25 protein-coding genes are annotated in these 24,175 nt (G+C 68.1%); 14 read left to right on the top strand and 11 right to left on the bottom strand.

The features are described 5' to 3' along the window. Positions 1-157: 157 nt before the first annotated feature. Both VFY73_RS08445 and VFY73_RS08450 read left to right on the top strand, forming a co-directional pair. The gene (locus VFY73_RS08445) at positions 158-1,708 is read left to right on the top strand and encodes a methyl-accepting chemotaxis protein (protein WP_329717606.1); all 1,551 of its coding nucleotides are present in this window, start codon (positions 158-160) and stop codon (positions 1,706-1,708) included. Between the two features lie 267 nt (positions 1,709-1,975). Continuing rightward, positions 1,976-2,572 (top strand): chalcone isomerase family protein, encoded by a 597-nt coding sequence (locus VFY73_RS08450; RefSeq protein ID WP_329717608.1) that lies wholly within the window; start codon positions 1,976-1,978, stop codon positions 2,570-2,572. A gap of 89 nt (positions 2,573-2,661) precedes the next feature. Here VFY73_RS08450 and VFY73_RS08455 read toward each other — a convergent pair whose 3' ends face one another. From VFY73_RS08455 to VFY73_RS08465, 3 genes are all read right to left on the bottom strand, one after another. Then, positions 2,662-2,967, bottom strand: coding sequence for a 2TM domain-containing protein (locus VFY73_RS08455; RefSeq protein ID WP_329717610.1), 306 nt, complete (start codon positions 2,965-2,967; stop codon positions 2,662-2,664). Between the two features lie 126 nt (positions 2,968-3,093). After that, entirely contained in the window at positions 3,094-3,951 is an 858-nt protein-coding gene (locus tag VFY73_RS08460; protein WP_329717612.1) for a LytTR family DNA-binding domain-containing protein, read from the bottom strand. Beyond that, complete coding sequence (locus VFY73_RS08465; RefSeq protein ID WP_329717614.1) at positions 3,948-5,108, bottom strand: sensor histidine kinase; 1,161 nt, start codon at positions 5,106-5,108, stop codon at positions 3,948-3,950. The genes VFY73_RS08460 and VFY73_RS08465 overlap by 4 nt, the downstream gene beginning before the upstream one ends. A gap of 194 nt (positions 5,109-5,302) precedes the next feature. Here VFY73_RS08465 and VFY73_RS08470 point away from each other — a divergent pair, with 194 nt between their 5' ends. After that, positions 5,303-5,806, top strand: coding sequence for a hypothetical protein (locus VFY73_RS08470; RefSeq protein ID WP_329717616.1), 504 nt, complete (start codon positions 5,303-5,305; stop codon positions 5,804-5,806). On the opposite strand, the gene VFY73_RS08475 is transcribed toward VFY73_RS08470, so the two are convergent. The 5 genes from VFY73_RS08475 to VFY73_RS08495 form a co-directional block, all read right to left on the bottom strand. Then, a complete protein-coding gene (locus VFY73_RS08475; protein WP_329717618.1) occupies positions 5,803-7,365 on the bottom strand; it encodes a helicase HerA-like C-terminal domain-containing protein in 1,563 nt (520 codons plus the stop codon). The genes VFY73_RS08470 and VFY73_RS08475 overlap by 4 nt on opposite strands. A gap of 131 nt (positions 7,366-7,496) precedes the next feature. Further along, positions 7,497-8,012, bottom strand: a complete 516-nt coding sequence (locus VFY73_RS08480; protein ID WP_329717620.1) for a hypothetical protein — start codon at positions 8,010-8,012, stop codon at positions 7,497-7,499. Between the two features lie 24 nt (positions 8,013-8,036). Further along, complete coding sequence (locus VFY73_RS08485; protein WP_329717622.1) at positions 8,037-8,588, bottom strand: hypothetical protein; 552 nt, start codon at positions 8,586-8,588, stop codon at positions 8,037-8,039. Positions 8,589-8,707: 119 nt separating this feature from the next. After that, the gene (locus VFY73_RS08490; RefSeq protein WP_329717624.1) at positions 8,708-9,208 is read right to left on the bottom strand and encodes a hypothetical protein; all 501 of its coding nucleotides are present in this window, start codon (positions 9,206-9,208) and stop codon (positions 8,708-8,710) included. 152 nt (positions 9,209-9,360) lie between these two features. After that, positions 9,361-11,454 carry a BTAD domain-containing putative transcriptional regulator gene (locus tag VFY73_RS08495; protein ID WP_329717625.1) on the bottom strand — a complete coding sequence of 698 codons (2,094 nt, stop codon included), beginning with the start codon at positions 11,452-11,454 and terminating at the stop codon, positions 9,361-9,363. A 175-nt stretch (positions 11,455-11,629) separates the two neighbouring features. On the opposite strand from VFY73_RS08495, the gene VFY73_RS08500 reads away from it, so the two are divergent. From VFY73_RS08500 to rng, 10 genes are all read left to right on the top strand, one after another. Beyond that, positions 11,630-12,358 carry a YebC/PmpR family DNA-binding transcriptional regulator gene (locus VFY73_RS08500; protein ID WP_329717627.1) on the top strand — a complete coding sequence of 243 codons (729 nt, stop codon included), beginning with the start codon at positions 11,630-11,632 and terminating at the stop codon, positions 12,356-12,358. A 79-nt stretch (positions 12,359-12,437) separates the two neighbouring features. Further along, on the top strand, positions 12,438-13,727 hold the full coding sequence (purD, locus tag VFY73_RS08505; RefSeq protein ID WP_329717629.1) for a phosphoribosylamine--glycine ligase: 1,290 nt from the start codon (positions 12,438-12,440) through the stop codon (positions 13,725-13,727). 16 nt (positions 13,728-13,743) lie between these two features. Then, on the top strand, positions 13,744-14,427 hold the full coding sequence (locus tag VFY73_RS08510; protein WP_329717631.1) for a 1-acyl-sn-glycerol-3-phosphate acyltransferase: 684 nt from the start codon (positions 13,744-13,746) through the stop codon (positions 14,425-14,427). Between the two features lie 4 nt (positions 14,428-14,431). Next, a complete protein-coding gene (gene hemF / locus VFY73_RS08515; RefSeq protein WP_329717634.1) occupies positions 14,432-15,361 on the top strand; it encodes an oxygen-dependent coproporphyrinogen oxidase in 930 nt (309 codons plus the stop codon). Further along, the gene (gene nadD, locus VFY73_RS08520) at positions 15,358-15,963 is read left to right on the top strand and encodes a nicotinate-nucleotide adenylyltransferase (protein WP_329717636.1); all 606 of its coding nucleotides are present in this window, start codon (positions 15,358-15,360) and stop codon (positions 15,961-15,963) included. Before hemF ends, nadD begins: the two co-directional genes overlap by 4 nt. Further along, the gene (rsfS, locus tag VFY73_RS08525) at positions 15,964-16,728 is read left to right on the top strand and encodes a ribosome silencing factor (RefSeq protein WP_329717638.1); all 765 of its coding nucleotides are present in this window, start codon (positions 15,964-15,966) and stop codon (positions 16,726-16,728) included. It abuts the gene before it with no gap. 19 nt (positions 16,729-16,747) lie between these two features. Then, entirely contained in the window at positions 16,748-17,218 is a 471-nt protein-coding gene (gene rlmH, locus VFY73_RS08530) for a 23S rRNA (pseudouridine(1915)-N(3))-methyltransferase RlmH (protein ID WP_329717640.1), read from the top strand. Next, the gene (locus VFY73_RS08535; protein ID WP_329717642.1) at positions 17,215-18,351 is read left to right on the top strand and encodes an acyltransferase; all 1,137 of its coding nucleotides are present in this window, start codon (positions 17,215-17,217) and stop codon (positions 18,349-18,351) included. The genes rlmH and VFY73_RS08535 overlap by 4 nt, the downstream gene beginning before the upstream one ends. A gap of 2 nt (positions 18,352-18,353) precedes the next feature. Then, positions 18,354-18,962, top strand: a complete 609-nt coding sequence (locus VFY73_RS08540) for a Maf family protein (protein WP_329717697.1) — start codon at positions 18,354-18,356, stop codon at positions 18,960-18,962. A 24-nt stretch (positions 18,963-18,986) separates the two neighbouring features. Then, a complete protein-coding gene (rng, locus tag VFY73_RS08545; protein WP_329717644.1) occupies positions 18,987-20,465 on the top strand; it encodes a ribonuclease G in 1,479 nt (492 codons plus the stop codon). 195 nt (positions 20,466-20,660) lie between these two features. On the opposite strand, the gene VFY73_RS08550 is transcribed toward rng, so the two are convergent. From VFY73_RS08550 to VFY73_RS08560, 3 genes are all read right to left on the bottom strand, one after another. Beyond that, entirely contained in the window at positions 20,661-21,080 is a 420-nt protein-coding gene (locus VFY73_RS08550; RefSeq protein WP_329717646.1) for a VOC family protein, read from the bottom strand. Positions 21,081-21,198: 118 nt separating this feature from the next. Next, positions 21,199-22,065, bottom strand: a complete 867-nt coding sequence (locus VFY73_RS08555) for an aldo/keto reductase (protein ID WP_329717648.1) — start codon at positions 22,063-22,065, stop codon at positions 21,199-21,201. Positions 22,066-22,082: 17 nt separating this feature from the next. Then, positions 22,083-22,682: a peroxidase-related enzyme gene (locus VFY73_RS08560; protein WP_329717650.1), complete on the bottom strand. Its 600-nt coding sequence runs from the start codon at positions 22,680-22,682 to the stop codon at positions 22,083-22,085. 119 nt (positions 22,683-22,801) lie between these two features. Here VFY73_RS08560 and tolB point away from each other — a divergent pair, with 119 nt between their 5' ends. Next, positions 22,802-24,100, top strand: a complete 1,299-nt coding sequence (gene tolB, locus VFY73_RS08565; protein ID WP_414654434.1) for a Tol-Pal system beta propeller repeat protein TolB — start codon at positions 22,802-22,804, stop codon at positions 24,098-24,100. The last annotated feature ends 75 nt before the right edge of the window (positions 24,101-24,175 follow it).

The raw sequence follows: 24,175 nt of genomic DNA on the forward strand, positions 1-24,175 counted from the left end.
GAGATGGCACCCCACAGAAGACGCCGATTCGCCCTGCATTTCTGCACTCAACAAAACGTTGCTGCTGCCGAAAATGGCCATGAGAAGGCTGGCTCCTGCGTGATGCAAGAGGGCCGCCGGCTGGCCGCCACGGGCCGGTGAAGACCACGGAAACTGCATGCTCAACATCACCCGACTGAAGATTGGCCAGCGGCTGGCCCTTGGCTTTGGCGTCGTGATCGCCGTCTTTGGCGTCATGGCCGCGATGGCCTACATGCGCATCGGCGCGATGAGCGACGAGATCTCCTTGCTGGTCGGCGACCGTTATCAGAAGACGGTGGTCGCCGGGCAGATCAAGTCCGAGCTGAACGAGGTGTCGCGCAACATGGGCAACATCCTGATCATGACCGAGCCGGGTCAGATCAAGAAGGAGCTCGAGAACATCGACAAGGTGATGAAGGCCAATGATGCGACCTTCGCCAGCCTGAAGACGCTGATCACCGATGAGGCCGGCCAGGAGCAGCTGAAGGAAATCGCCGCGCTGCGCGACAAGTTCAAGCCGGTGTCGGCCGCGTTCTCGCAACTGGTTGCCGAGGACAACAAGGACGATGCGATGGTGAAGTTCATCTTCGCGATCCGCCCGGTGCAGCTGAAGTACTTCGCCGCACTCGACAAGTTCATCAGCTACCAGCACAGCCAGATGGAAGAGGCGCGCGTCGACTCGGCCGCGCAGGCCAAGCGCACCGGCCTGCTGATCCTGGGCATGGCGCTCGGCGCCGCCGCGCTGAGCCTGGGGGTCGCCTACTTCTCGACCCACAGCATCACCGTGCCGCTGACGCATGCGGTGAGGATCGCCCAACGTGTGGCCGCCGGCGACCTGACCAGCCGCATGGAAGTCAAGACGCAGGACGAGACCGGCCAACTGATGGCGGCGCTCGTGGACATGAACGAGTGCCTGCAGCGCATCGTCGGCAACGTGCGCGTGGGCACCGAATCGATCGCCGCCGCCTCGGCCGAGATTGCCAGCGGCAACATGGACCTGTCGACCCGCACCGAGCAGCAGGCCGCTTCGCTGCAGCAGACGGCGCACTCGATCAAGGACCTGACCAACAACGTGCGCCAGAACGCCGACAACGCCCGTCAGGCCGATTCGCTGGTCCGCTCGGCGTCCGAGGTGGCCAAGCAAGGCGGCGAGGTCGTCTCGCAGGTCGTGCAGACGATGGGCTCGATCGACGCGTCGTCGAAGAAGATCGGCGACATCATCGGCGTGATCGACGGCATCGCGTTCCAGACCAACATCCTGGCGCTGAACGCGGCGGTCGAAGCCGCGCGCGCTGGCGAGCAGGGCCGCGGCTTCGCCGTGGTGGCGGGCGAAGTGCGCTCCCTCGCGCAACGCTCGGCCGGAGCCGCGAAGGAAATCCGTACGCTGATCACCGACTCGGTCGAGAAGGTGGCACTCGGCAGCAAGCTGGTCGCCCAGGCCGGCACGACGATGGACGAGGTCGTGGCCAGCGTGCGCCGCGTCAACGACATCATGAGCGAGATCAGCGCCGCGAGCCAGGAGCAGAGCCAGGGCATCGAGCAGGTCAGCCGCACCATCGACCAGATGGACAGCTCGACCCAGCAGAACGCCGCGCTGGTCGAACAGGCGGCGGCCGCGGCCGAGTCGCTGCGCGGCCAGTCGCAGACGCTCGAGCAGACCGTCAGCCTGTTCAAGCTGCACGCCTGAGTCGGACGCGAGCCGTGCCTGCGCACGGATCGCGCCTACGAAGGGGCCGGGCGTCCTCGCCCGGCGCGGGCTGCAAGCCTGAGCCGGACATCCCGCGTCCGCTGACAACCGCGGCCACTCCGGCCGCGTTGTCGTTCAAGCGCATCCCATCGCGGATGCGCCATCAACTGTTTCCCGACCTTGACAGGCCGGCGGCGCCTGTGCCCTGATACGAGACCGGCTGCCTGGCCACGTCCTCACCCTTGTCATTCCTTGCCTGGAGTACGCATGAAACTGAGTTCCGCGATCCCCCGCCTGATGGGTGGGCTGCTGTGCGCGATGGCGCTGGCCCTGCCGGCTGCGGCCGTCGAGGTCGAAGGCGTCAAGCTCGACGACAGCGCAAAGGTCGCCGGGAAAGACCTGAGACTCAACGGCGCCGGCGTGCGCACGCGTGCGTTTTTCAAGGTCTACGTGATGGGGCTGTACCTGCCCGACAAGAAGAAGACCACCGCCGACGTGCTGGCTGTCGACGGCCCCCGCCGCTTCACGCTGGTGATGTTGCGTGACATCAGCGGCGAAGACTTCGGCGAAGCCTTCATGAGCGGCATCAACAAGAACACCGACAAGGCGGAGAAGAGCAAGATCATCAACCAGATGGCCAAGTTCGGCGAGATCTTCACCGCCCAGGGCAACCTGAAGAAGGGTGACATCCTGGTGACCGACTGGGTGCCGGGCACCGGCACGGTGATGACGCTGAACGGCAAGTCGGTCTCAGAGCCGCTGCCCGATCTGGCCTTCTACAACGCGTTGCTGAAGATCTGGCTGGGCGACAAGCCGGCCGACACCTCGCTGAAGCCGGCGCTGCTGGGCGAAAAGGCGTCCTGACCGGGCCGCTTCAGGCCCAATGCCGTCCAGGCGCTGAACGCGGCGCCGGTCCGAGCCCCTCCGGGGGCCGGCCGGCGCCGCTTGTGTTTTCAGCCCTGGCCGCGTAGCCGCGCCAGCTCGGCCGTCAGCATGCGTTCGCGCCAACCGTCACCGACCAGGTTCAGGAAGGTGACAACACCGTGGATCGTGAGCCCCAGGCCCCAGCCCCACAGCGGGAACATGCTCCAGTGGCGGCCGCCGATCGCCTGGTTCAGCGTGAACAAGCCCAGGTTGACGAGCGTGAAGACCAGCGCGTGGATGAAGAACCCGGTCTTCATGGCGACGCGGCGGCGCGCGCGGCGCAACAGCTGGGCATCGGCGGCGTTCGAGGCGGTCGGGGTGGTCCAGTCGTTCATCGCAGTCTCTCGGTTCGTTCGGGGTGACTGCATCGTCGCGCGGCAAGCCCAGTCGCTCCAGCCGGTTGCGACGCGTGGTCGCCGGCGTTCGCGAATGGCTCGTCCGCGGCGCCAACGGCGCCGGCCTCACATGCCCTTGAAACGCGGCGCGTAGATGCGGCTGACGTTCAGCCGCTCGGGCCGATGGCGCAGCACCAGCTGCACCCGGCCCGCCTCGTCGCGCAGCGCGTGTTCGATCTCGCGGGCCTGCACGACGGTGCCGCGGTGTACCTGCCAGAAGCGCTGCGGGTCGAGCTGCGGCAGCAGCTCGCGCAGCGAGGTGCGGATCAGGTGCTCGTGTGTGGCGGTGAGCACGCGGACGTACTTGTCGGCCGCCTCGAAGTAGACGACGTCCTCGACCGGCACCATGTGGACGGTCGATCCGCTGGAGGCCTGGATCACGCTGAGCAGCTGCGGCGCGCTGCCGGCCGTTGGTGCCCCCAGCAGCTGACGCAGCTGGCTGAGCAACTGGTCACCGTCGGCCAGTGCTGTCGAGACCACCGGTGCGGGCGTGCCCGAGACCGGCCGCCGACGGGCGACGAGGCCACGCAGGCGCTGGCAGGCGGCCGCCAGCCGCGCCGGCTGGACCGGCTTGAGGATGTAGTCGACCGCGCAGGCCTCGAAGGCCTGCAGGGCGTACTGGTCGTACGCCGTGATGAAGACGACCAGCGGCAAGGCCCGGTCGGCCGGCCAGTCCTCGACGATCGCCTGCGCCGCTTCCAGCCCGCTGCGGCCGGGCATCCGGATGTCGAGGAACAACAGCTCGGGCTGGTGCTGCAGCGCCAGCTCGACCGCGCTGTCGCCGTCCGGGGCCGACGCGACGACCTCCAGCCCCGGCCAAGCGCGCTTCAGTTCGGCCTGCAGCGCCTGGGCCAGCAAGGGTTCGTCTTCGGCGATCAGCGCCGTCGCGGGCAGTTGAGGATCGTCGGCGAAGGGCTGGGTCATGGCGTCATCGATGAAGGGGAGGAAAGCGTGGTAGGCGTGGCCGCCAGCGGCCAGCGCAAGGTGACCACCGTGCCACCGGCATTCGGCGGGCCTGGCTCCAATTGCAGCGAAGCGCGGTCGCCGTACAAGGTGGTCAACCGTTCGCGTACCTGGGCCAGGCCGAATCGGGTACCTGCTGTTGCTGCCGCCGCTGACGCCTGCGGCCCGACGCCGCTGTCGGTCACGCGCAGGACCAACTCGGCGCCGTCGACCAGCGCCTGCACGCGGATCAAGCCGGCACCGCGCTTGGGCTCCAGCCCGTGTTTGATCGCGTTCTCGACCAGCGGTTGCAACAGCAGCGGGGGGATTGGCGTCGCCGCCAGCGCGTCCGGCAGTTCGAGTTCGACCCGCAACCGGTCGCCCATGCGGATCTGCATCAGCGCCAGGTAGTCCGCCAGGCGCGCGAATTCGGCTGACAGCGGGTGCAAGGGTGCACGGCTGGCGCCGAGCGTGGCGCGCAGGAAGTCGATCAGCCGGTCGAGCATGGCCTGCGCACGCTCCGGATCCAGCGCGATCAGCGCGCGCAGGTTCGCCAGCGTGTTGAACAGCATGTGCGGTTCGAGCTGCGACTCCAGCAGCTTCAGCCGCGTCTCGCTGGCCTGGCGCTGCGCCGTCTCGGCCAGCGCCTGCGCCGTCTGCAGGCGACCCTTCGCGCGGTAGTAGTAGGTGATGCCAACGCCCGGCAGGAGCGAGATCACCAGCATCGCCGCGACCATGCCCGGGCCGCCGCTGAACACATGGCCTTCCCGCCCGATGAGCAGGTTGCCGAGCTGGGTGCCGAGCGTGATGCCCGACAGCGTGCCCAGCCCCAGGCAGGCTGACATCCAGCCCCATCCGGGCCAGTCGACCTGCTTCTCGATGCTGGGCTGCGTCTCGTGCCGGCGCACCCACGCGGTGGCGAGGTGCCGCAGCACGTCGATCGAGACGCTGCAGCCGATCGAGATGCACCAGGAATAGACCAGCGTGTGCCAGGAGCTGCGCCGCGACAGCAGCATCAGCAGCACAGCGACGCCGGTGCCCAGCACCAGCGCATAGCCGACGTGCTGCAGCGAGCGCAGTGCCCAGGCGCGCAGCGGAAGCGCGGCGGCCGGCGACGCGGAAATCGATTGATCAGCCATCGGGGCGATTGTCGGCGTCGCCGATCTCCTGGCCAGCCCTGGCGCGACAGTTGGCGCCCGGCGCGCGCGAAGAGGGGATAGGGCGGCGCGATCGGCGTGGCTTAAGCTGGATGGGGTGAATCCGGCTCCGCGTTGAGTGCGTATGCCTTGTTTGACGCCGCGGGCTGTAGCGGCGACTTGCCGAGGAGACACCGATGACCCGCTTTGCCGAAGTCCGCCACGAGGAGTGGATCGCCGCCGACCTGCCGATCGTCAAGTCGCAGTTCGCCGACCTCGAACACCACATTCAGGCGAACGTGCACCCGAAGCTGCACTTCGAGGTACAGCACCAGTCCGCCCGGCGGGCGCGCTATGTGCAGGAAGTCAGGCTGCTGGGCATCCGCCAGCGCGACGTGTTCGAGCGCGAGTTCGGCGCCGGCGGCAGCATGACCGACACCTCGGTCGAAGGCTTCAACAAGGGCGGTTCGCTGCACTTCGAGTTCGGTGCCGAGACGCGCGAGGCGCGCGCCGGCACCCGTGTGACGGTCACGATCCGGCTGCCGCTACCACCTGTCGTCGGCGTGCTGCTGAAGCCTTTGCTCGAACGCCAGATCCGAAAGGAGTTGCTGGCTGCCGTGGCTGAGGACAAGTACGACCTGGAGGTGCGTGGGTACCGGCGACCGGAGGCCGCGCGGCCGACGTTGGCGCAGGCGGCTTAGCGCCGCCGCCGGGTGCCGCCACCCAGGATCGAGCCCAGCACGCCACGCACGATTTCGCGGCCGACGGCGGAGCCGACCGAGCGCATCGCGCTGCGGGCGGCCGATTCGGCCAGGCCTTCGCGACGGCCGCCGCGCGGGCCGGTGCTGCCGAACAGCACGTCGCTGATGCCACCCCACAGCCCGCCACCCGCAGGGGCTTGTCCGGCGGTGCTGGTCGGCGCCGGGCTTTGGCGTGCGGCCCGCTCGGCTTCTTCCGACATGGACTGGGCCGTGTCGGCACTGGCGACGGCGCGGCCCTTGAGCTCTTCATAGGCCGATTCACGGTCCACCGTCTTTTCGTAGACGCCGGCGACCAGCGAGTTCTGCAGCAGGGCCTGGCGCTGCGCTGGCGCGATTGGGCCGATCTGGCTGCCCGGCGGCAGCACGTAGACGCGCTGGGTGATCGATGGACGGCCCTTCTCGTCGAGGAAGCTGATCAGCGCCTCGCCGACGGCCAGCTCGCTGATCGCGGCGGCCACGTCGAGGGCAGGGTTGGGGCGCATGGTCTCGGCGGCGGTGCGGACGGCCTTCTGGTCGCGCGGCGTGAAGGCGCGCAGCGCATGCTGCACACGGTTGCCGAGCTGACCCAGCACGGTATCGGGCACGTCCAGCGGGTTCTGCGTCACGAAGTAGACGCCGACGCCCTTGCTGCGCACCAGCCGCACGACCAGCTCGATGCGCTCGACCAGTGCGGCCGGCGCATCCTTGAACAGCAGATGCGCCTCGTCGAAGAAGAAGACCAGCTTCGGCTTCTCGACGTCACCCACTTCGGGCAGCGTCTCGAACAGCTCCGACAGCATCCACAGCAGGAAGGTGGCGTAGAGGCGCGGCGCATTCATCAGCTTGTCTGCGGCGAGGATGTTGATCACCCCATGGCCGTTGATCGTTTGCATGAAGTCGCCGATGTTGAGCATCGGCTCGCCGAAGAATTGATCGCCGCCTTGTTCTTCGATCTGCAGCAGCCCGCGCTGGATCGCGCCGACGCTGGCCGCGCTGACGTTGCCGTACTCAGTGGTGAACTGGCTGGCGTTCTCGCCGACGTACTGCAGCATCGCGCGCAGGTCTTTCAGATCGAGCAACGCCAGGCCGTGGTCGTCGGCGATCTTGAACACCAGGTTCAGCACGCCGCTCTGGGTCTCGTTCAACGCGAGCATGCGGGCCAGCAGCAGCGGTCCCATGTCGGTGATGGTGGCACGCACCGGGTGGCCGGCTTCGCCGAACACGTCCCACAGCGTGGCGGGGCAGGCGAAGGGCTCGGGGGCATCGAGGCCGCGTTCCTTCAGGACGGCGGCGAGCTTGTCGCTGACCCGGCCGGCCTGGGTGATGCCGGTCAGGTCACCCTTGACGTCGGCCAGGAAGACCGGCACTCCGATCTTCGAGAAGTTTTCCGCCAGCGTCTGCAGCGTGATCGTCTTGCCGGTGCCGGTGGCGCCGGTGATCAACCCGTGGCGGTTGGCCAGACCGGGCAACAGGTGGCACGCGATGTCGCCATGCTGGGCGACGAGGATGGGTTCGGCCATGTGTGAGGCTTCGCGAGGGACTGGAGTGGCGGGCCACCCCAGTCTAGCGGAGTCACCAGGCCGGGACTGCTTGCGGCCGGCCTGCAAGACGGGGGTCGGGCGGCGCGGAGCTCGCTTGCACGCCACGGTGGTTACTGCGTCAACGTCACCATGTGTGCCTGCACCTGGGTGGACGTTTGGGGCAGCAACGTGATTACCACGTGGTAGCTGTTGGCGGCGAAGTTCATCGCCGGTACCAGTACCGTCACCGTGCTGATCGGCACGGCGGCCGCGCTGACGGCGCTGGCCAGCAAGACAACGGAACCGGTGGCCTTGCTCTTTTCGAACAGTTGGGCACGCACGGCACCGCCGACCGGGTCGAGGTACTGCAGCTGCAGGTAGTCCCAGGTCGGTGCCGCCGTGGCGAACGAGTCCAGCACATTGCAGACATAAACCAGCTTGGCCGCCGGCGCAAGCGGTGCGCGGACGTAAGCGCCGGTGGTCGGGATGGTCGCGGTGCCCAGCGTGCTCGAGTTGATCGGCGTGCAGGCGCTGGCAGCGCTTTGCCAGTCGTCGATGAAGGCGGCGTGGGCGCTGGCGGTGACGGCGAGGAGCGCGCCGGCGGCCAGCGCGCGCGCCAGCCGGGCGGGCGGGAATCGGGTGTTCATGGGAGGCTCCTTCTGGTCGGCATATCACGGGGTGACGATGCAGTCGGTCGGCGTCAGCCACATCGCGCCGATCTGGGCCCGGCCGGCCAACGCCGTCTTGCTGAGCACTGCCTCGACGAAGTACGCCCTGCGCGAGAAGTCGAATTCGTGCGCGATGCACCGGAAGGTCGACTGTGCGCTGCTGCTGGGTGCCACGTTGTTGCTGTCCAGCGTCTCTAGCGTGGTCAGGGTGCCGTTGGACCGGTCGTAGGAGCGCAAGCGCAGCTGCACGCGACCTGACGCACCGTTGTCGATGAAGCGCATGCCGAAGGCGAACGAGCTGAGGTTCGGCGGTGGGACGAACAAGCCATCGACCGCGGTGACGTTGTAGTGCAGCGTGGCTTCGCCGCTTGTCGCATTGAACGGCACGCGGGCCCAGTTGATCGAGTGTTCGACGCTGGCTTGTTGGGTGGGGTTGACGGCGCCGGCGGATCCGATGCTGGTCCAGCTGCGTTCGGTCTGCGCCAGTGCAGGGGCGCCGAGCAGCCCGGCGGCCAGCGGAAGCAGGGCGGGAATGAGGCGACGTTGAATGGACATGATGGTCTCCAGTGAAGGTTGGATGAGTGGGGCCGATGTCTCGACCGGTCTTCACTGTTGGGCCAGGTGTCCTACCGTTCGCCTTCCGATCGCGCTGCAGGATGGGGGGAGCGGAGCCCCTAGTTCGTCAGCATCACCATGTGGGCTTCGGCCGGCATCGTCGGCGCGTCGATCTGGATCGTCACGTAGTAGGCGTTGCGCTTGAAGCTCAGCGGTGCTGGCAGCGGCACGCTCGTGACCATGACGATGCTCGACAGGGGGCTCGCGACGCTGGTCACCGGGCTGACGGCGCCGGTGATGCGGTTTTTCGCGTACAGCGTCGCCACGACGCTGCCGCCGCCGCCGTTCGGGTCCAGCGCCTGCAGCTTCAGGAACTTCCAGCTCGGCGTCGCGGCCAGGTCGTCGGGGTTCCAGACCGGGCAGAAATAGGCCACCGGCGGGTTGCGGCCGGCCGAGCGCACATAGCCGCCACCAAGGCTGGTCAGCCCGAAGTCTAGCGACTGTGATGAATCAGGCACGCAGGTGGGTGCAACGGTCAGCCAGTCGGCAGTGGCATGGGCCGCGGGGTGCCAGGCGCCAAAGGCGAGGGCGGCGGCAAGGATCAAGGGGTGGCGAAGCATGAGGCCTCCTGTTCGTTGGTGGATGTGAGCGAGTCGACAGGTCGGTACGACCGGCTGTCAGCTTCGCGCGGACCGTCTTACCAATGCCCTACGGCTGACCTACCGCGCTCCCCTGGAACTGGGGGTGTGCCCCTGGCGTGGGGCCGGCCGGTTCAGGGTCGCCAAGCGGGCAGGCCGAGCTCGGCGGCCAGCCGGCGCGTGTCGTCCGACGGGCCGATGCCCGCCGCCACGTCGAGCATCGTGCAGCAGGCGCGCCAGGCGCGCAGCGCTTCGGCGTGCTGGCCCAGCTGGCTGTGCAGCCGCATCAGGCGCCGGCTCAGCGACTCGGCCAAGGGCTCGATATCCAGCGCGCGTTCGTAGAGCTGCACCGAGGCGGCGGGGTCGAGCGGTTCCATGTGCGACGCCAGCTGGGCGATCGTGATGACGAAGCGTTGGCGGTAGCGCTGGCGCGCCGCTTGCACCCAGTCCGCGTCTTCGCCGACCAGAAAGGGGCCGCGCATCAGGCCGAGCAACTGCTGGCCCCAACCGCGCAACCGGGGCAGCGACGCGGCGTGGGCCGAGCCGATCTGCTGCATCAGCCCATGCAAGGCGCCGGCGTCGCTCCAGGCCCAACGCGGGTCCAGAAACAACCGGCCGCCTTCCAGGTGCACCAGCCGCGGGTCGTCCAGCATGCGGCGCAGGCGCAGCAACGCCACGTCGAACGACTTGCGTTGCGCCGCCGGCTCGGCGTCGGGCCACAGCCAGTCCAGCGCGGTGGCCACCGGCAGCGGGCTGTCGCCATGCGCCAGCAGCGCGCGCAGCAAATCGAGCGGACGCTGGGCGGTTTTGCCGACGCTGCGGGCCAGTGGCATGTCGTGGAGCGTGACTTCGAACTCGCCGAAGCCGCGCAAAAGCAGGGGCCACGGCCAACTGTCCACCGTTGCATCCGGCCCGGGCAAACCATGTTGGCGCACGAAGCGCCGCACGAAGGCTGGCTCGATGTCGTGCGCCAGTGCCAGCCGCGCCAGCTCGGCCATCACCTGCGGCAACCACCAGACGGCCGTGGTGCGAAAGCCGCGTCGGGCCCCTTCGCCCCACGCAATGCGCAGGTCCGACAGCGCTTCATCGCCATGATCCAGACGCTGCAGGCAGGCGGCACGCATCAGCAAAGCGGTGAAGACCAGCAATTCGGCGCCGATCGGCCGCGCTGCGACTAGCGCACGCTCGAACGCCGCCAACGCGGTCGAGGTCTCCCCGGCCACCAGCAGGGCCTGGCCGAGGCTCAGCGCGTGGGTGGCCGTTCGAAACGGGCCGCCGATCTCGGCCGAGTTGTCGAGCGCCGCGCGCGCCAGTTCCACCGCCTGCGCCGCGTCCCCCTCCAGCAGCGCCAGGCCGGCGTGGAAGTGCCAGTAGTGCGTCTGGTCGGCCTGCGGGCCACGGTCGAGCACCGGGCGCATCGCATCCAGGTGCTGGCGGGCGGCCGGCGCGTCCTGTGCAGCCAGGGCCAGCGCGGCACCGTGGGCATGCAGCGCGTATTTGTGCTCGCGCAGGCCGTGCTGGCGCACGAGCTGAAGTGCGGCGTCGATCGCCTCGCGGCCGCGCTCGGGCTGCGCGGCGTAGCGAGCGTGGGTGGCCAGCGTTTCCAGCCAGACCAGCGCTTCGCCCGGCAGCAGGCCGCTCATGTCCAACCCGGGCAGCGCGTCGACGATCAGGCTGGCGCGGCTGAATTCGCCGCGCCACAGGTGGTATTGGGCCAGGAAGGTGGCAAGCTTCAGCCGCGAGGCGCCGGGCTTGAGCTGCCGCACCAGCGTGGCGCCGCGCTCGGCCCACCCTGCCAGCAGCGGGTGTGCCTGGTCACGCAACAGGATGCCGACGCCGCAGGCCAGCACCCGCGCTTCCAGCTCCTGCGAAGCCCAGCAGCCTTGACGGTCGGGCAGGCGGCTGGCCAGCTGGTCGATCCAGCCGTCCAGTGGTTCCAACGGGCCTTCGTCGACGTAGTAGCTTTCGATGATGGCGGCCAGGCACAGCAGCTCGCCCAGCCGGTCCTGTTGGGTGGTGAAAGCGGCGAACGCGGCTTCCAGCAGTGCCCGCGCTTCGGCCACGTCGAGCGCCGCGTCGACCCGCGTCGCCCAGTAGGTGGCCCATGGTGCCTCGGCAGCGCGGGTAGTGGTGGGTGGGGGCAGGCGCAGCTGCGGCCACAGCGCGGGTTGGGCCAGCAGGCTCAGGCACGAGGCGGCGAGTTCCTGCTCGGTGGGGGCAAGGGCCATGCGGGTTGGTGGAAGCCGAAGTGGGTCGCGTGGTTGGCGACGGGTCAGTGTGCGAGGCTGCCGGAACCCCTGTCAACGCGCTGCGCAGCTAAAATGCCAGGTTCCCCCCGTCGACGACAACGCTGCCAGCCATCTTTCCCTTGATGGCGCCCGAGGCAGCGGCACAGGAGTTCTCATGGCCGGTCATTCCAAATGGGCCAACATCCAGCACCGCAAAGGCCGCCAAGACGAAAAGCGCGGCAAGGCCTGGACGCGCGTGATCCGTGAAATCATGGTCGCCGCGCGGTTGGGTGGCGGCGATCCCACGGCCAACCCGCGTCTGCGGCTGGCGATCGAAAAGGCCAAGGCCGTCAACCTGCCGGTCGACACCGTCAAGCGCAACATCGACAAGGCCACCGGCAACCTCGAAGGTGTCAACTACGAGGAAATCCGCTACGAGGGCTACGGCATCGGCGGCGCGGCGATCATCGTCGACTGCATGACCGACAACCGCGTGCGCACCGTGGCCGAAGTGCGGCACGCCTTCAGCAAGTACGGCGGCAACCTGGGCACCGAAGGCTCGGTGGCGTTCCAGTTCAAGCACTGCGGCCAGCTGGTCTTCGCCCCTGGCACCTCGGAAGACAAGGTGATGGAAGTGGCGCTCGAAGCCGGCGCCGAAGACGTGATCGCCGACGACGACGGTGCGATCGAGGTACTGACGCCGCCGGCCGATTTCGAAGCGGTGAAGAACGCGCTCGAAGCCGCTGGCTTGAAGCCCGAGATTGCCGAAGTCACGATGCGCGCCGAGAACACCATCGCACTGGCCGGCGAAGATGCCGCGCGGATGCAGAAGCTGCTCGACATCATCGAAGACCTCGACGACGTGCAGGACGTCTACCACAACGCTGAAATCGAAGAAGCATGATGCCCCCACGCGAACTTCGTCCGCAGCCCCCCGAGGGGGCCCTCGTCCTCCTAGACACGGCTCGTCGGAGGACGGCCTGATGAACGTCCTGGTGATCGGCGGCGGTGGCCGTGAGCACGCGCTGGCCTGGAAGCTGGCGGCGAGCGAGAAGGTGCAGCATGTCTTCGTGGCGCCCGGCAACGGCGGCACGGCGCTGGACAAGCGGCTGACCAACGTCGCGATCACCGACCCGGACAAGCTCGCCGACTTTGCGGTCGCCGAGAAGGTGGGCCTGACGGTCGTCGGCCCCGAGGCGCCGCTGTCGCAAGGCGTGGTCGACATCTTCCGCGCCCGCGGCCTGCGCATCTTCGGGCCCACCAAGGCGGCGGCGCAGCTTGAAAGCTCGAAGGCCTTCGCGAAGGACTTCATGAAGCGCCACGGCATCCCGACCGCGGCCTACGAGACCTTCAGCGACCCGGCCCAGGCGCACGCCTATATCGACCAGCTCGGCGCGCCGATCGTCGTCAAGGCCGACGGCCTGGCGGCGGGCAAGGGCGTGGTCGTCGCGATGACGCTCGAAGAGGCACACGAGGCCGTGCGCTTCATGCTCGAAGACAACACGCTCGGCGTGGTGCACAACGCCGGCGGCGCGCGCGTCGTGATCGAAGAGTTCCTGCAGGGCGAGGAAGCCAGCTTCATCGTGCTGTGCGACGGCAAGAACGTGCTGCCGCTGGCCACCAGCCAGGACCACAAGCGCGTCGGCGACGGCGACACCGGACCGAACACCGGTGGCATGGGTGCCTACTCACCGGCCCCGGTCGTCACGCCCAACGTGCACGCCCGCGCGATGCACGAGATCATCCTGCCGACGATCGCCGGCATGGCGAAAGACGGCATCGCGTTTACCGGCTTCCTCTACGCCGGCCTGATGATCGATGCGAACGGCCAGCCGAAGACGCTCGAGTTCAACACCCGCATGGGCGACCCCGAGACGCAGCCGATCATGATGCGGCTCAAGAGCGACCTGGTCGACGTGATGATGCACGCCACCGACGGCACGCTGGACCAGGTCGAGCTGCACTGGGACCGCCGCTTCGCACTCGGTGTCGTGATGGCCGCTGCCGGCTACCCGGCGAACCCGCGCCAGGGCGACGCGATCAGCGGCCTGCCCGCCGACCCGGCGGGTGTCGAAGACGCGATGGTCTTCCATGCCGGCACCGCGCAGCAGGACAAGCGTCTGGTCACCAGCGGCGGCCGCGTGCTGTGCGTGACCGCGCTGGGCGACTCGGCCCGCGCCGCACAGCATCGCGCCTACGAGGTGCTGCAGGCGATCCACTTCGATGGTGCGATCTCCCGTTCCGACATCGGCCACCGTGCCATCAAGCGCTAACAGCCATCGCGCCCCCATGGCTGGGCTGGTGTCCAGCCTGCCCCCCGAGGGGGGCAAGGAATTCGGGAGCGGCCCGTCATTCCTTGAACCCAGCCCGCAGGTCGTCACAAGCCGGCTGCCGGCCCCGCGCGGCAGTCGCCTCGCCCGGGCGCTGTTGCGCCTGGCCGGTTGGGAGTTGGTGTTCGACGGCCTGCCCGCGCGGCAAGGCATCCTCATTGCCTACCCGCACACGTCGAACTGGGACTTCATCGTCGGTGTGCTGGCCAAGTGGTCGCTGGGCATTCACTTCGCCTTCTGGGGCAAGGACAGCCTGTTCCGCGTCCCTTTGTTCGGCCCGTGGCTGCGCTGGCTGGGGGGCATCCCGGTCGACCGTTTCAATGCCAGTGGCATCGTCGGCGAGATGGCGCAGCGCTTCCAATGGGCCCGTGAGCACGACGAGTTCCTGTGGCTGGCGCTGGCACCCGAAGGCACGCGCAGGTACCAACCGCATTGGCGCAGCGGCTTCTACCAGGTCGCGGTACAAAGCGGCGTACCGCTGGGCCTGGCCTTCTTCGACTATGGCCGCAAGCGCATCGGTGTCGAGCGGTTCCTGCTGTTGAGCGGGGACCTCGACGCCGACTTGGCGGCGATCACCCAGGCCTACCAAAGCGTGGCTGGCAAGCACCCGGTGCTGGCTGCGCCGATCGTCTTCAAAAGGTGACTGCATGAGCTTCGACGCCAGCACCGCGCGCGCCTACTTTCTCGGCCTGCAAGAGCGCATCGTCACGGCGTTGGCCGCCGTCGACGGTCAACCCTTCCTGACTGACGCGTGGACCCGCCCACCAGGCGAACGCCTGCAGGGCGATGGCATCTCGCGCCTGGTCGAGGAGGGCAACCTGTTCGAGCGCGGCGGCTGCAATTTCAGTCATGTGCAGGGACCCGCGATGCCGGCCTCGGCGACGGCGCACCGTCCGGCGTTGGCTGGTGCACCGTTCGAGGCGATGGGCGTGTCGCTGGTGCTGCACCCGCGCAACCCGCATGTGCCAACCGTGCACCTGAACGTGCGCTTGTTCGCTGCCAAGCCGAAAGACGCCGAGCCGGTGGTCTGGTTCGGGGGGGGCATGGATCTGACGCCCTACTACGGCGTCGAGGCCGACGCGGTGCATTTCCACCGCACTTGCCGTGCTGCGCTCGCGCCCTTCGGTGACGAGTTCCACCCGCGCTTCAAGCGCTGGTGCGACGAGTACTTCTTCCTGAAGCATCGCAACGAGCCGCGCGGCGTCGGCGGCATTTTCTTCGACGACTTCAACGAGCTGGGCTTCGAGCGCAGCTTCGCACTGACGCAGAGTGTGGGTGATGCGTTCCTCGACGCCTACGTGCCGATTGTCGAGCGCCGGCGTGGCACGCCGTACACCGAACAGGAGCGCGACTTCCAGGCGTACCGACGGGGCCGCTACGTCGAGTTCAACCTGGTCTTCGACCGCGGCACCTTGTTCGGTTTGCAGTCTGGCGGCCGTACCGAGGCGATCCTGATGTCGATGCCGCCGATCGTGCGCTGGCGCTACGCCTGGCAGCCGGAGCCCGGCTCCCCCGAAGCCAGGTTGTACTCGGACTTCCTGCGCCCACGCGAGTGGACCGACGAAAGCCCTGCGTGACCCGTCGCATCGGCTTGTACGGAGGCAGCTTCGACCCGCCGCACCTCGCGCACCTGGCGCTGGCCCGTGTGGCGCGCGACACGCTGGCGCTGGATGAACTGCGCTGGCAACCCGCCGGCCAACCGTGGCAGAAGCCGGGGCGCCTGGTGGCCAGTCCCACGCAGCGCGAGGCGATGCTGCATCTGTTGGTCGAAGGCGAAGCGGGCTTCGTCATCGATCCCCGTGAGCTGCATCGCCGAGGGCCCAGCTACACCGTCGACACGGTGCGCGAAGTGGCGGCTGAACAACCCGGTGCCGAACTGTTCCTCGTCATCGGTGCCGATCAGTTCGCGCGCCTGGACACCTGGAAAGAGGCCGGCGACATCGTCCGCCTGGCCACGCTGGCTGTCGCCGCACGCGAGGGGCAGGCCGTCCAACCGCCCGCCGCATGGGTCAGCCCGCCGCTGGCCTGGCGGGAACTGCCATTGCCCCGCATCGACATCTCGGCCACCGACGTGCGCCGCCGCGCCGCCGCCGGCGAGCCCGTTTCCCCGCTGGTGGGCGAGGCGGTCGCAGGCTATATTGATCAACAGCAGCTCTACCGGGCAACCCCCGGACACTGAATGGACATCCGCAAACTGCAACGCGCCATCGTCGATGGCCTCGAAGACGTGAAGGCCCAACACATCGTGGTCTTCAACACCGAGCACCTGTCGCCGCTGTTCGAGCGCGTGATCGTGGCCTCGGGCACCAGCAACCGCCAGACCAAGGCGCTCGCCGCCAGCGTGCGCGACGCGGTCAAGTCCAGCGGGCAGCAGGTGCTGCGCACCGAGGGCGAAGACAACGGCGAGTGGATCATCGTCGACTGCGGTGCGGCGGTGGCGCACATCATGCAGCCGGCGATCCGCGATTACTACCGCCTCGAAGAGATCTGGGGTGGCAAGCCGGTCAAGCTGAAGCTGGCCGACGACAAGGTCTCGCTGCCGAAGGCGTCGGAAAGCGATGACGACGACGAGCCGGTGCCGGCAAAGAAGAAGCCGGCGGCGAAGAAGGCCCCGGCCAAGTCGGCGCACCCGGCACGAACCGAAAAGTCGGCTGCCGGCCGCGCGGCACTCGGCAAGGCGTCGCCAAAGCGCAAGAGCGCCGACGATGCGCCAGTCGCCGTGAAGAAGCCGGCCCCGGCGCGCAAAGTCAGCAGCGGCAAGATCGGTGCCGCCGCCCCCGCGGCGAAGAAAGCTCCGGCCCGCAAGGCCGCGGCGCCGAAGCCAGTGGCCAAGAAGGCGCCGGCCAGGAAGGCCGCGCCGGTGAAGGCAGCCGCGAAGAAGGCCGTGCCCGCGAAGAAGGCGCCGGCCAAGAAGGCCGCGCCGCGCAAGGCCACGGCGCGCTGAAGCCGCCGGCACCGCGCCCATGCGCCTGCTGATCGCGGCGGTCGGCCAGCGCCAGCCCGCCTGGGCCGACACCGCCTACGACGACTTCGCCAAGCGCTTCCCGCCCGAGATGCGGCTGGAGCTGAAGGCGGTCAAGGCCGAGCCGCGCAGCGGTGGCAAGACCGCTGCGCAGCTGATGGCGGCCGAGGCGCCACGTCTGGAGGCGGTCGCGCCCAAGGGCGCGCGGCGTGTGCTGCTCGACGAGCGCGGCACACGGTTGACGACCGTGCAACTGGCCGAACGCATGAATGCCTGGCGCAGCGAAGGCCGCGATGTGGTCTTCTTCATCGGCGGCCCGGATGGGCTGGACCCGGTGCTGAAGACGACCGCAGACGAAAGCTTGCGCCTGTCCGACCTGACCCTGCCGCACGCCTTTGTGCGCGTGCTGCTGGCCGAGGCGCTGTACCGCGCCTGGTCGCTGGCCATCGGCCACCCCTACCACCGCGAATGAACGCTCCCACCCCGGCCCGCGATGCGGCGATCGACAGCCTGCGCGGGATCGCGATCACACTCGTGCTGCTGTTGCACTTCGCGCTGGCCTTCGGTGTCTCCGACAGCCTGATCGGCGATCTCCTCGGCCGGCCCTTCACCGGTGCGCTGGTGCGCAGCGGCAACTACGGCGTGACCGTGTTCTTCGTCGTCTCGGGCTTCTTGATCACCAGCGGGCTGCTGGCGCGCCACGGTGAGCTGTCGCGGCTGAACCTGAAGCAGTTCTACGTGGCCCGCGCAGGCCGCATCCTGCCGCCCTTGCTGCTGGCGCTCGCGATCATCGTGCCGCTGGGCCTCGCCGGCGTGCCGTACTTCGACAACAGCGATGGCGATGTGGTCCGCCCGGCGAGCTTCTGGTGGCCGGCGGTCGGCTCGGTGTTGACCTTCTGGCACAACCAGCTGATGCAAAGCGCGGGCTACTTCAACTACTGCCTGAACGTCTACTGGTCGTTGTCGGTCGAGGAGGTGTTCTACCTCGTGTTCCCGCTGCTGTGTCTGCTGCTGCGGCGTGAGGCGTTGATCGCCGCAGCCTGCCTGCTGCTGGTGGCGCTCGGGCCCATGTTTCGGGCGCAGCACAGCGACAACGAAGTCGCCTACCTCTACGCCTATCCGGCGTGCTTCGACGCCATCGCCTTCGGCTGCCTGTGCGCGTTGGCGTGCCGCCGGTGGATGTTGCCCGCGGGCTGGGCGAAGGTGCTGGCGCCGCTGGCGGCGGTGGCGATGGTGGTGGTCTACTTCATCGGCTTTGCGAACCACCCGGTGTTTGGCTTCAGCGCGATGGCGCTCTCGGCGGCGGTGTTCATCTGGGCCACACGCAGGCCTGCGACGACTTTCGGCGGGGGCCTGAGGCGCGCGTTGGTGCGGGCGACCACACCGCTGCGCTGGCTCGGCCGCCACAGCTACGAGCTGTACCTGTTCCACGTTATCGTGCTGGCTGGGATGCGCCAGTTCTTCAGCCGCGAGTCGCTGCACCATGACCAGCGTGCACCGCTGTTGCTGGCCTTCGTCCTGAGCAGCGCGCTGCTGGCCGCGCTCATTTCCAGGCACTTCGCCGAACCGATCAACCGCCGCTGGCGCCTGCGCTGGCAAGCATGACCATGGCCAGCCACGACTTCATCTACCTCGCCTCCCAAAGCCCGCGCCGGCGCCAGCTGCTGGGCCAGATCGGCGTGAGGCACGAGCTGCTGCTGGCCGATGGTGAGGAGGACGCCGAGGCGCTGGAGGCCACGCGCGCGGGCGAGTTGCCGCGCGCCTATGTCGAGCGGGTCACACGCGCCAAGCTGCAGGCGGCGCGCGAGCGCCTGAAGCGCCGAGGCCTGCCGCTGGCGCCCATCCTGTGCGCCGACACCACCGTCGCGCTCGGCCGTCGCATCCTCGGCAAGCCGGTCGACGCGGCTGACGCTGTTGCCACGCTCACCGCGCTGTCGGGCCGCAGCCACCGTGTGTTGACCGCGGTGGCGGTGTTCGACGGCCGTCGCGCGACGCTGGCCGTCAACGACTCTCACGTGAAGTTCGCGCCGTTGCCGCGCGAGGTGATCGCCGCGTATGTCGAGAGCGGCGAACCCTTCGGCAAGGCTGGCGCGTATGCGATCCAGAGCTCGCTCGCGGGTTGGATCGAGCGCATCGCTGGCAGCTACTCCGGTATCATGGGTTTGCCCCTCTACGAGACAACCCAGTTGCTGCGCCGCGCCGGTCTGCGCGTGTAGATTGCAGCGACGGGGCGAGGCCCCATGCACGACATACTGATCAACTGGGCCCCGCAAGAGACGCGGGTCGCCCTCATCGAAAACGGCGCCATCCAGGAGCTTCACCTCGAGCGCACGCTGGAGCGTGGGTTGGTTGGCAATATCTACCTTGGCAAGGTCGCGCGCGTGCTGCCCGGCATGCAAAGCGCGTTCATCGACATCGGCCTGGAGCGCGCTGCCTTTCTGCACGTGGCGGACCTGCACACCGCCGGCTTCAACCCCCGCGCCAGCAACGACAACAGCGCACCGACGCCGATCGAGAAGCAGGTCTTCGAAGGCCAGACGCTGACCGTGCAGGTGGTGAAGGACCCGATCGGGACCAAGGGCGCACGCCTGTCGACGCAGGTCAGCATCGCCGGGCGCATGCTGGTCTTCCTGCCGCAGGACAACCACATCGGCATCTCGCAGAAGATCGGCTCGGTCGAAGCGCGCGAGCAGTTGCGCACCCGCATGCAGACGCTGGTCGGCAAGCCGGAAGAGGGTGGTGGCGGCGGCTTCATCCTGCGCACCAACGCCGAGGAGGCGACCGACGAGGAACTCGCTGACGACATCGCCTATCTGCGCAAGACCTGGGGCCAGATCCGCCAGCGCGCGTTGTCGCAACCGCCCGGTACGCTGCTGCACCAGGACCTGAGCCTGGTCGAGCGGGTGCTGCGCGACCTCGCCACCGAGCAGACCCAGTCGATCCGCATCGATTCGAAGATGCAGTTCGACACGCTGAAGGCCTTTGGCGGCGTCTACACGCCGACCGCGATCGCCAAGCTCGAGCACTACCGCGGCGAGCGGCCGATCTTTGACCTCTTCGGCATCGAAGAAGAGATCTCGCGTGCGCTGGCGCGGCGGGTCGAGCTGAAGTCGGGCGGCTATCTGATCGTCGACCAGACCGAAGCGCTGACGACGATCGACGTCAACACCGGCGGTTATGTCGGCGCACGCAATTTCGACGACACGATCTTCAAGACCAACCTCGAGGCGGCCCAGGCCATTGCGCGCCAGCTGCGGCTGCGCAACCTGGGCGGCATCATCATCGTCGACTTCATCGACATGGTGCGAGAGGACCATCAGCAGTCGGTGCTCGCCGAGTTCCGCAAGCAGCTCAGCAAGGACCGTACGAAGACGACGGTCAGCGGCTTCACCGCGCTGGGCCTGGTCGAGATGACGCGCAAGCGAACGCGCGAGTCGCTGGCCCACATGCTGTGCGAGCCGTGCCCCACTTGCGGCGGGCGTGGCCAGGTCAAGACTGCGCGCAGCGTCTGCTACGACGTGCTGCGCGAGATCCTGCGCGAGGCGCGGCAGTTCAATCCGAAAGAGTTCCGCGTGGTCGCCAGCGCCTCGGTTGTCGAGATGCTGCTCGACGAAGAGAGCCAGCACTTGGCCGATCTGTCGGCCTTCATCGGCAAGCCGATCTCGCTGTCGGCCGAGCCGACGATGAACCCCGAGCAGTACGACATCGTCTTGCTGTAGGCCCCCACGCCCCCTTCCGGGGGCTGCCTTGCAGGCCGCGCCGAGCCAGAGGCTCGGCCCTTTGCTAGGCAAGAACAGTCCTCAGGACTGTTCATGTCCGAGCGAAGCCCCCGAGGGGGGGCGCGCAGCGGACCGGCAAAGCCGGATCCGCGCACGCCACTTGAAAGCGGTCGGCGCTTCGGGCGCCCGCGAGGGCTACTGCTGCTCGTGCTCGACTCCAACCATCCAGCCGACGCCGAACTGGTCGGTCAGCATGCCGAAGCAGGGTGACCAGAAGGTCTTGCCGAGTGGCATCTCGACCTTGCCGCCTTGCGCCAGCGCATCGAAGGTCTTGTGCGCTTCGGCTTCGGTGGCGTAACTGAGGGACAGCGAGAAGCCCTTGAACGGCTTGTCGCCGGAAGGCGGTGCGTCCGAGGCCATCAGCACCGAGTCGCCGATGCGAAAGTTCGCGTGCATGATCGCGTCGCCGGGCATGTTCGCGCACTCGGGCGGCGGCGGCTCGGGGCTTTCCGACATGCGCATCATGAAATCGACCTGCGCGCCGAGCGTCTTCTTGTAGAACTCGATCGCCTGCTCGGCGCGACCGTCGAAGAAGAGGTAGACATTCACGCTCATGGGTCTCTCCTGAGGGGTGGACGAAGCCGCTCACCATACGCGCCTGGTGGCTCGGTGCCAATCCCTGCCGGAGCGAACAGCGACAGTGCGCGATGAAGCGAGGTTGCGGCGCCGTGAGTCAGGGCACGTCGTGGCCTGTCGACGCGCTCCAGATCCGGTACCAGTCGTCCGGACTCAGCTTCACGTTCAACGCAGCGACGGCCTCGTCCGATGCGCTCAGGCGGCGTGAGCCAATCACCGGAATCGGCTGACAAGGCAGGCGCAGCAACCACGCGATCGCCAGCGTGGTGGTCGACACGCCCAGCCGCGCGCCGATCTCGCCCACCGCCCAGCGCACGCGGTGCGCGGCTTGGGTGTCGGCGTTGAAGAGCTGACCGCCGGCCAGTGGCGACCAGATCATCGGCCGGGCGCGCAGGCGCTGGGCCTGGTCGAACGTGCCATCGTGGATCGGCGCCAGCTGCAATGGTGAACACTCGACCTGGTTGGTTTCGAGCCGGATGCGGCTGTTCAGAAGCTCATACTGTTGCACCGTGCAGTTGGAGACGCCGAAGTGCAGCACCTTGCCGTCGCGCCGCAAGCGTTCGAAGGTGGCGGCCACTTCGTCGGCGTCCATCAGCGCATCGGGCCGATGGATCAGCAGCAGATCGATGCGGTCGGTGTGCAGGGCGCGCAGGCTGTTCTCGACCGACGTGGTGATGTGTGCGGCTGAGGTGTCGTAGCAATGCGTCTCGTGCGCCGGCCGCGCCGGGCCGGTCAGCTTGATGCCGCACTTGGTGACCAGCTGCATCTGCCCGCGCAAGCCGGGCGACTTCGCCAGTGCCTCGCCGAACAGCGCTTCGACCTGGTAGCCGCCGTAGATGTCGGCATGGTCGAAGCTGGTCAGGCCGCGTTCGATGTTGCCTTCGATCCAACTGATGCGTTGGTCGACGTTGAAAGCCCACTCGGCCAGGCGCCAGGCGCCGGCGACCAGGGGGGAAAGCTTCAATGCAGGGGTATCTGGCGTCATTTTGGCCGGGGCTCCCGAGGCACGCGGCCCATCAGGTAGAACTCGTCGTTGGGGCGCAGGCCGATCAGGTTGGCCATGCGGTTGGACAGGGCGAAGAACGCGGCGATCGCGCCGATGTCCCAGGCGTCTTCATCGTTGAAGCCGTGCTCGCGCAACGCGGCGTAGTCGGTTTCTTCGATCTCGTCGGCGTGCAGGCAGACCTTCATCGCGAAATCGAGCATCGCGCGCTGGCGCGGCGTGATGTCGGCTTTTCGGTGGTTCGTGGCAACCTGGTCGGCGATGAGCGGCTTCTTCTCGTAGACCCGCAAGATGGCGCCATGCGCGACGACGCAGTACAGGCAGCGGTTGGCGCCCGAAGTCGCGACGATGATCATCTCGCGCTCACCCTTCGACAGCCCGCCGCCTTCCTTCAGCAGCAAGGCATCGTGATAGGCCAGGAAGGCGCGCATCTCTGCCGGCCGATGGGCCAGCGCGAGGAAGACGTTGGGCACGAAGCCGGCCTTTTCCTGCACCTCGAGGATGCGTTGGCGCAGGTCTTCGGGCAGCTCGGCAATGGTCGGGACGGGGAAGCGGCTGATCGGGGGCAGGATACTCATGGCGACAGACGGAACAGGCGTGGCCGAGGGCGTGATGGTATGCCGCCCGGGCCGCGCCCCTAAAATGCGCCGCGCCAGACCTTGACAACAGACGCCGGGGGGAACCTTCGGCCCGCAGCATGACTCGATCAGCCCCTATGTGGTCCCGACGACATTGGATGGGCGCGCTCGGCGCCCTGGGCGGCGCCGCCGCGCTCCCGGCGCAAGCCGAGTTCCGGGTGGAGATCTCCGGCATCGGTGCGACGCAACTGCCGATCACGCTGCTGCGTTTCCGCGGTGAAGAGCAGGGCGGCGAGGACCTGATCTCGGCCATCATCAAGGCCGACCTGGAGCGCAGCGGCGCGTTTCGCTTCGTGGACGCACCGTTGAACATCGACGAAACCGGCGCACCCGGCTTTGCCGACCTGCGCAGCCGCAACACCGACGCGCTGGTTGCCGGTTCGGTCAGCAAGCTGGTCGATGGCCGCTTCGACGTGCGCTACAAGCTGTGGGACGTGGTCAAGGGCGCCGACCAGGGCGGCCAGAGCCTGGCCGTGCCGGCCGGCGACCTGCGACTCGCGGCCCACCGCATCGCCGACGCGATCTACGAAAAGTTGACCGGCGAGAAGGGCGTGTTCGCGACCCGCATCGCGTTCGTCACCAAGGGCGGGGGGCGCTACACGCTGCGCGTGGCCGATGCCGACGGCGAAGGCGGCCAAGTGCCGCTGACCAGCCCCGATCCCATCATCTCGCCGGCCTGGTCGCCTGACGGCCGTGAGCTGGCCTACGTGTCGTTCGAGACGCGCAAGCCGGTGGTCTGGGTGCAGGACATGGCGACCGGCCAGCGCCGCATGGTGGCCAACTTCAAGGGTTCGAACAGTGCACCCGCCTGGTCGCCGGATGGGCGCCAGCTGGCGGTCACCTTGTCGCGCGATGGCGGCTCGCAGCTGTTCCTGCTGAACCGCGATGGTTCGAGCCCGCGCCGCATCACGCAAAGCCCGGCGATCGACACCGAGCCCGTATTCAGCCCCGACGGCAAGTCGATCTATTTCGTCAGCGACCGCGGCGGCAGCCCGCAGATCTATCGCCAGCCCGCCGGCGGCGGCAGTGCCGAGCGCGTGACCTTCCAGGGCGGCTACAACGTCAGCCCCGCGATCAGCCCGGACGGCCGCACGATGGCCTTCGTGCAGCGCCAGGGCGGCGGCGCCTTCAAGGTGATGACGATGGACCTGTCCAGCGGCACCATGCAATCGGTCAGCGACACCAACGACGACGAAAGCCCGAGCTTCTCGCCCAACGGCCGCTTCATCATCTATGCGACCCGCGCCTCAGGGCGAGAACTGTTGATGACGACCACCCTGGATGGCAAGATCAAGACGAGGCTGTTGACCAGCGGCCTCGATATCCGCGAGCCGGTATGGGGCCCTTACGGCAGGTAAGAGCGTCCAGGCGCATCGCAAACAATCACGTCAACACGAAGGAGAGAGCCGTGAAGGTCAAGTGGAACGTTGGGG

Source organism: Ideonella sp., from assembly GCF_036277275.1.
Lineage (GTDB): Bacteria > Pseudomonadota > Gammaproteobacteria > Burkholderiales > Burkholderiaceae_C > Ideonella.

Bases quoted from the DNA above. Each gene is read 5' to 3' on its own strand.
- hemF (WP_329717634.1), top strand. From the start codon at position 14,432: ATGAGCTTCGACGCCAGCACCGCGCGCGCCTACTTTCTCGGCCTGCAA.
- VFY73_RS08450 (WP_329717608.1), top strand. From the start codon at position 1,976: ATGAAACTGAGTTCCGCGATCCCCCGCCTGATGGGTGGGCTGCTGTGC.
- VFY73_RS08510 (WP_329717631.1), top strand. From the start codon at position 13,744: ATGGCTGGGCTGGTGTCCAGCCTGCCCCCCGAGGGGGGCAAGGAATTC.
- VFY73_RS08485 (WP_329717622.1), bottom strand. From the start codon at position 8,588: ATGTCCATTCAACGTCGCCTCATTCCCGCCCTGCTTCCGCTGGCCGCC.
- VFY73_RS08470 (WP_329717616.1), top strand. From the start codon at position 5,303: ATGACCCGCTTTGCCGAAGTCCGCCACGAGGAGTGGATCGCCGCCGAC.
- rng (WP_329717644.1), top strand. From the start codon at position 18,987: ATGCACGACATACTGATCAACTGGGCCCCGCAAGAGACGCGGGTCGCC.
- VFY73_RS08540 (WP_329717697.1), top strand. From the start codon at position 18,354: ATGGCCAGCCACGACTTCATCTACCTCGCCTCCCAAAGCCCGCGCCGG.
- VFY73_RS08500 (WP_329717627.1), top strand. From the start codon at position 11,630: ATGGCCGGTCATTCCAAATGGGCCAACATCCAGCACCGCAAAGGCCGC.
- rsfS (WP_329717638.1), top strand. From the start codon at position 15,964: ATGGACATCCGCAAACTGCAACGCGCCATCGTCGATGGCCTCGAAGAC.
- VFY73_RS08550 (WP_329717646.1), bottom strand. From the start codon at position 21,080: ATGAGCGTGAATGTCTACCTCTTCTTCGACGGTCGCGCCGAGCAGGCG.
- VFY73_RS08460 (WP_329717612.1), bottom strand. From the start codon at position 3,951: ATGACCCAGCCCTTCGCCGACGATCCTCAACTGCCCGCGACGGCGCTG.
- rlmH (WP_329717640.1), top strand. From the start codon at position 16,748: ATGCGCCTGCTGATCGCGGCGGTCGGCCAGCGCCAGCCCGCCTGGGCC.
- VFY73_RS08490 (WP_329717624.1), bottom strand. From the start codon at position 9,208: ATGCTTCGCCACCCCTTGATCCTTGCCGCCGCCCTCGCCTTTGGCGCC.
- purD (WP_329717629.1), top strand. From the start codon at position 12,438: ATGAACGTCCTGGTGATCGGCGGCGGTGGCCGTGAGCACGCGCTGGCC.
- VFY73_RS08455 (WP_329717610.1), bottom strand. From the start codon at position 2,967: ATGAACGACTGGACCACCCCGACCGCCTCGAACGCCGCCGATGCCCAG.
- tolB (WP_414654434.1), top strand. From the start codon at position 22,802: ATGACTCGATCAGCCCCTATGTGGTCCCGACGACATTGGATGGGCGCG.
- VFY73_RS08560 (WP_329717650.1), bottom strand. From the start codon at position 22,682: ATGAGTATCCTGCCCCCGATCAGCCGCTTCCCCGTCCCGACCATTGCC.
- VFY73_RS08475 (WP_329717618.1), bottom strand. From the start codon at position 7,365: ATGGCCGAACCCATCCTCGTCGCCCAGCATGGCGACATCGCGTGCCAC.
- VFY73_RS08445 (WP_329717606.1), top strand. From the start codon at position 158: ATGCTCAACATCACCCGACTGAAGATTGGCCAGCGGCTGGCCCTTGGC.
- VFY73_RS08535 (WP_329717642.1), top strand. From the start codon at position 17,215: ATGAACGCTCCCACCCCGGCCCGCGATGCGGCGATCGACAGCCTGCGC.
- VFY73_RS08495 (WP_329717625.1), bottom strand. From the start codon at position 11,454: ATGGCCCTTGCCCCCACCGAGCAGGAACTCGCCGCCTCGTGCCTGAGC.
- VFY73_RS08480 (WP_329717620.1), bottom strand. From the start codon at position 8,012: ATGAACACCCGATTCCCGCCCGCCCGGCTGGCGCGCGCGCTGGCCGCC.
- VFY73_RS08465 (WP_329717614.1), bottom strand. From the start codon at position 5,108: ATGGCTGATCAATCGATTTCCGCGTCGCCGGCCGCCGCGCTTCCGCTG.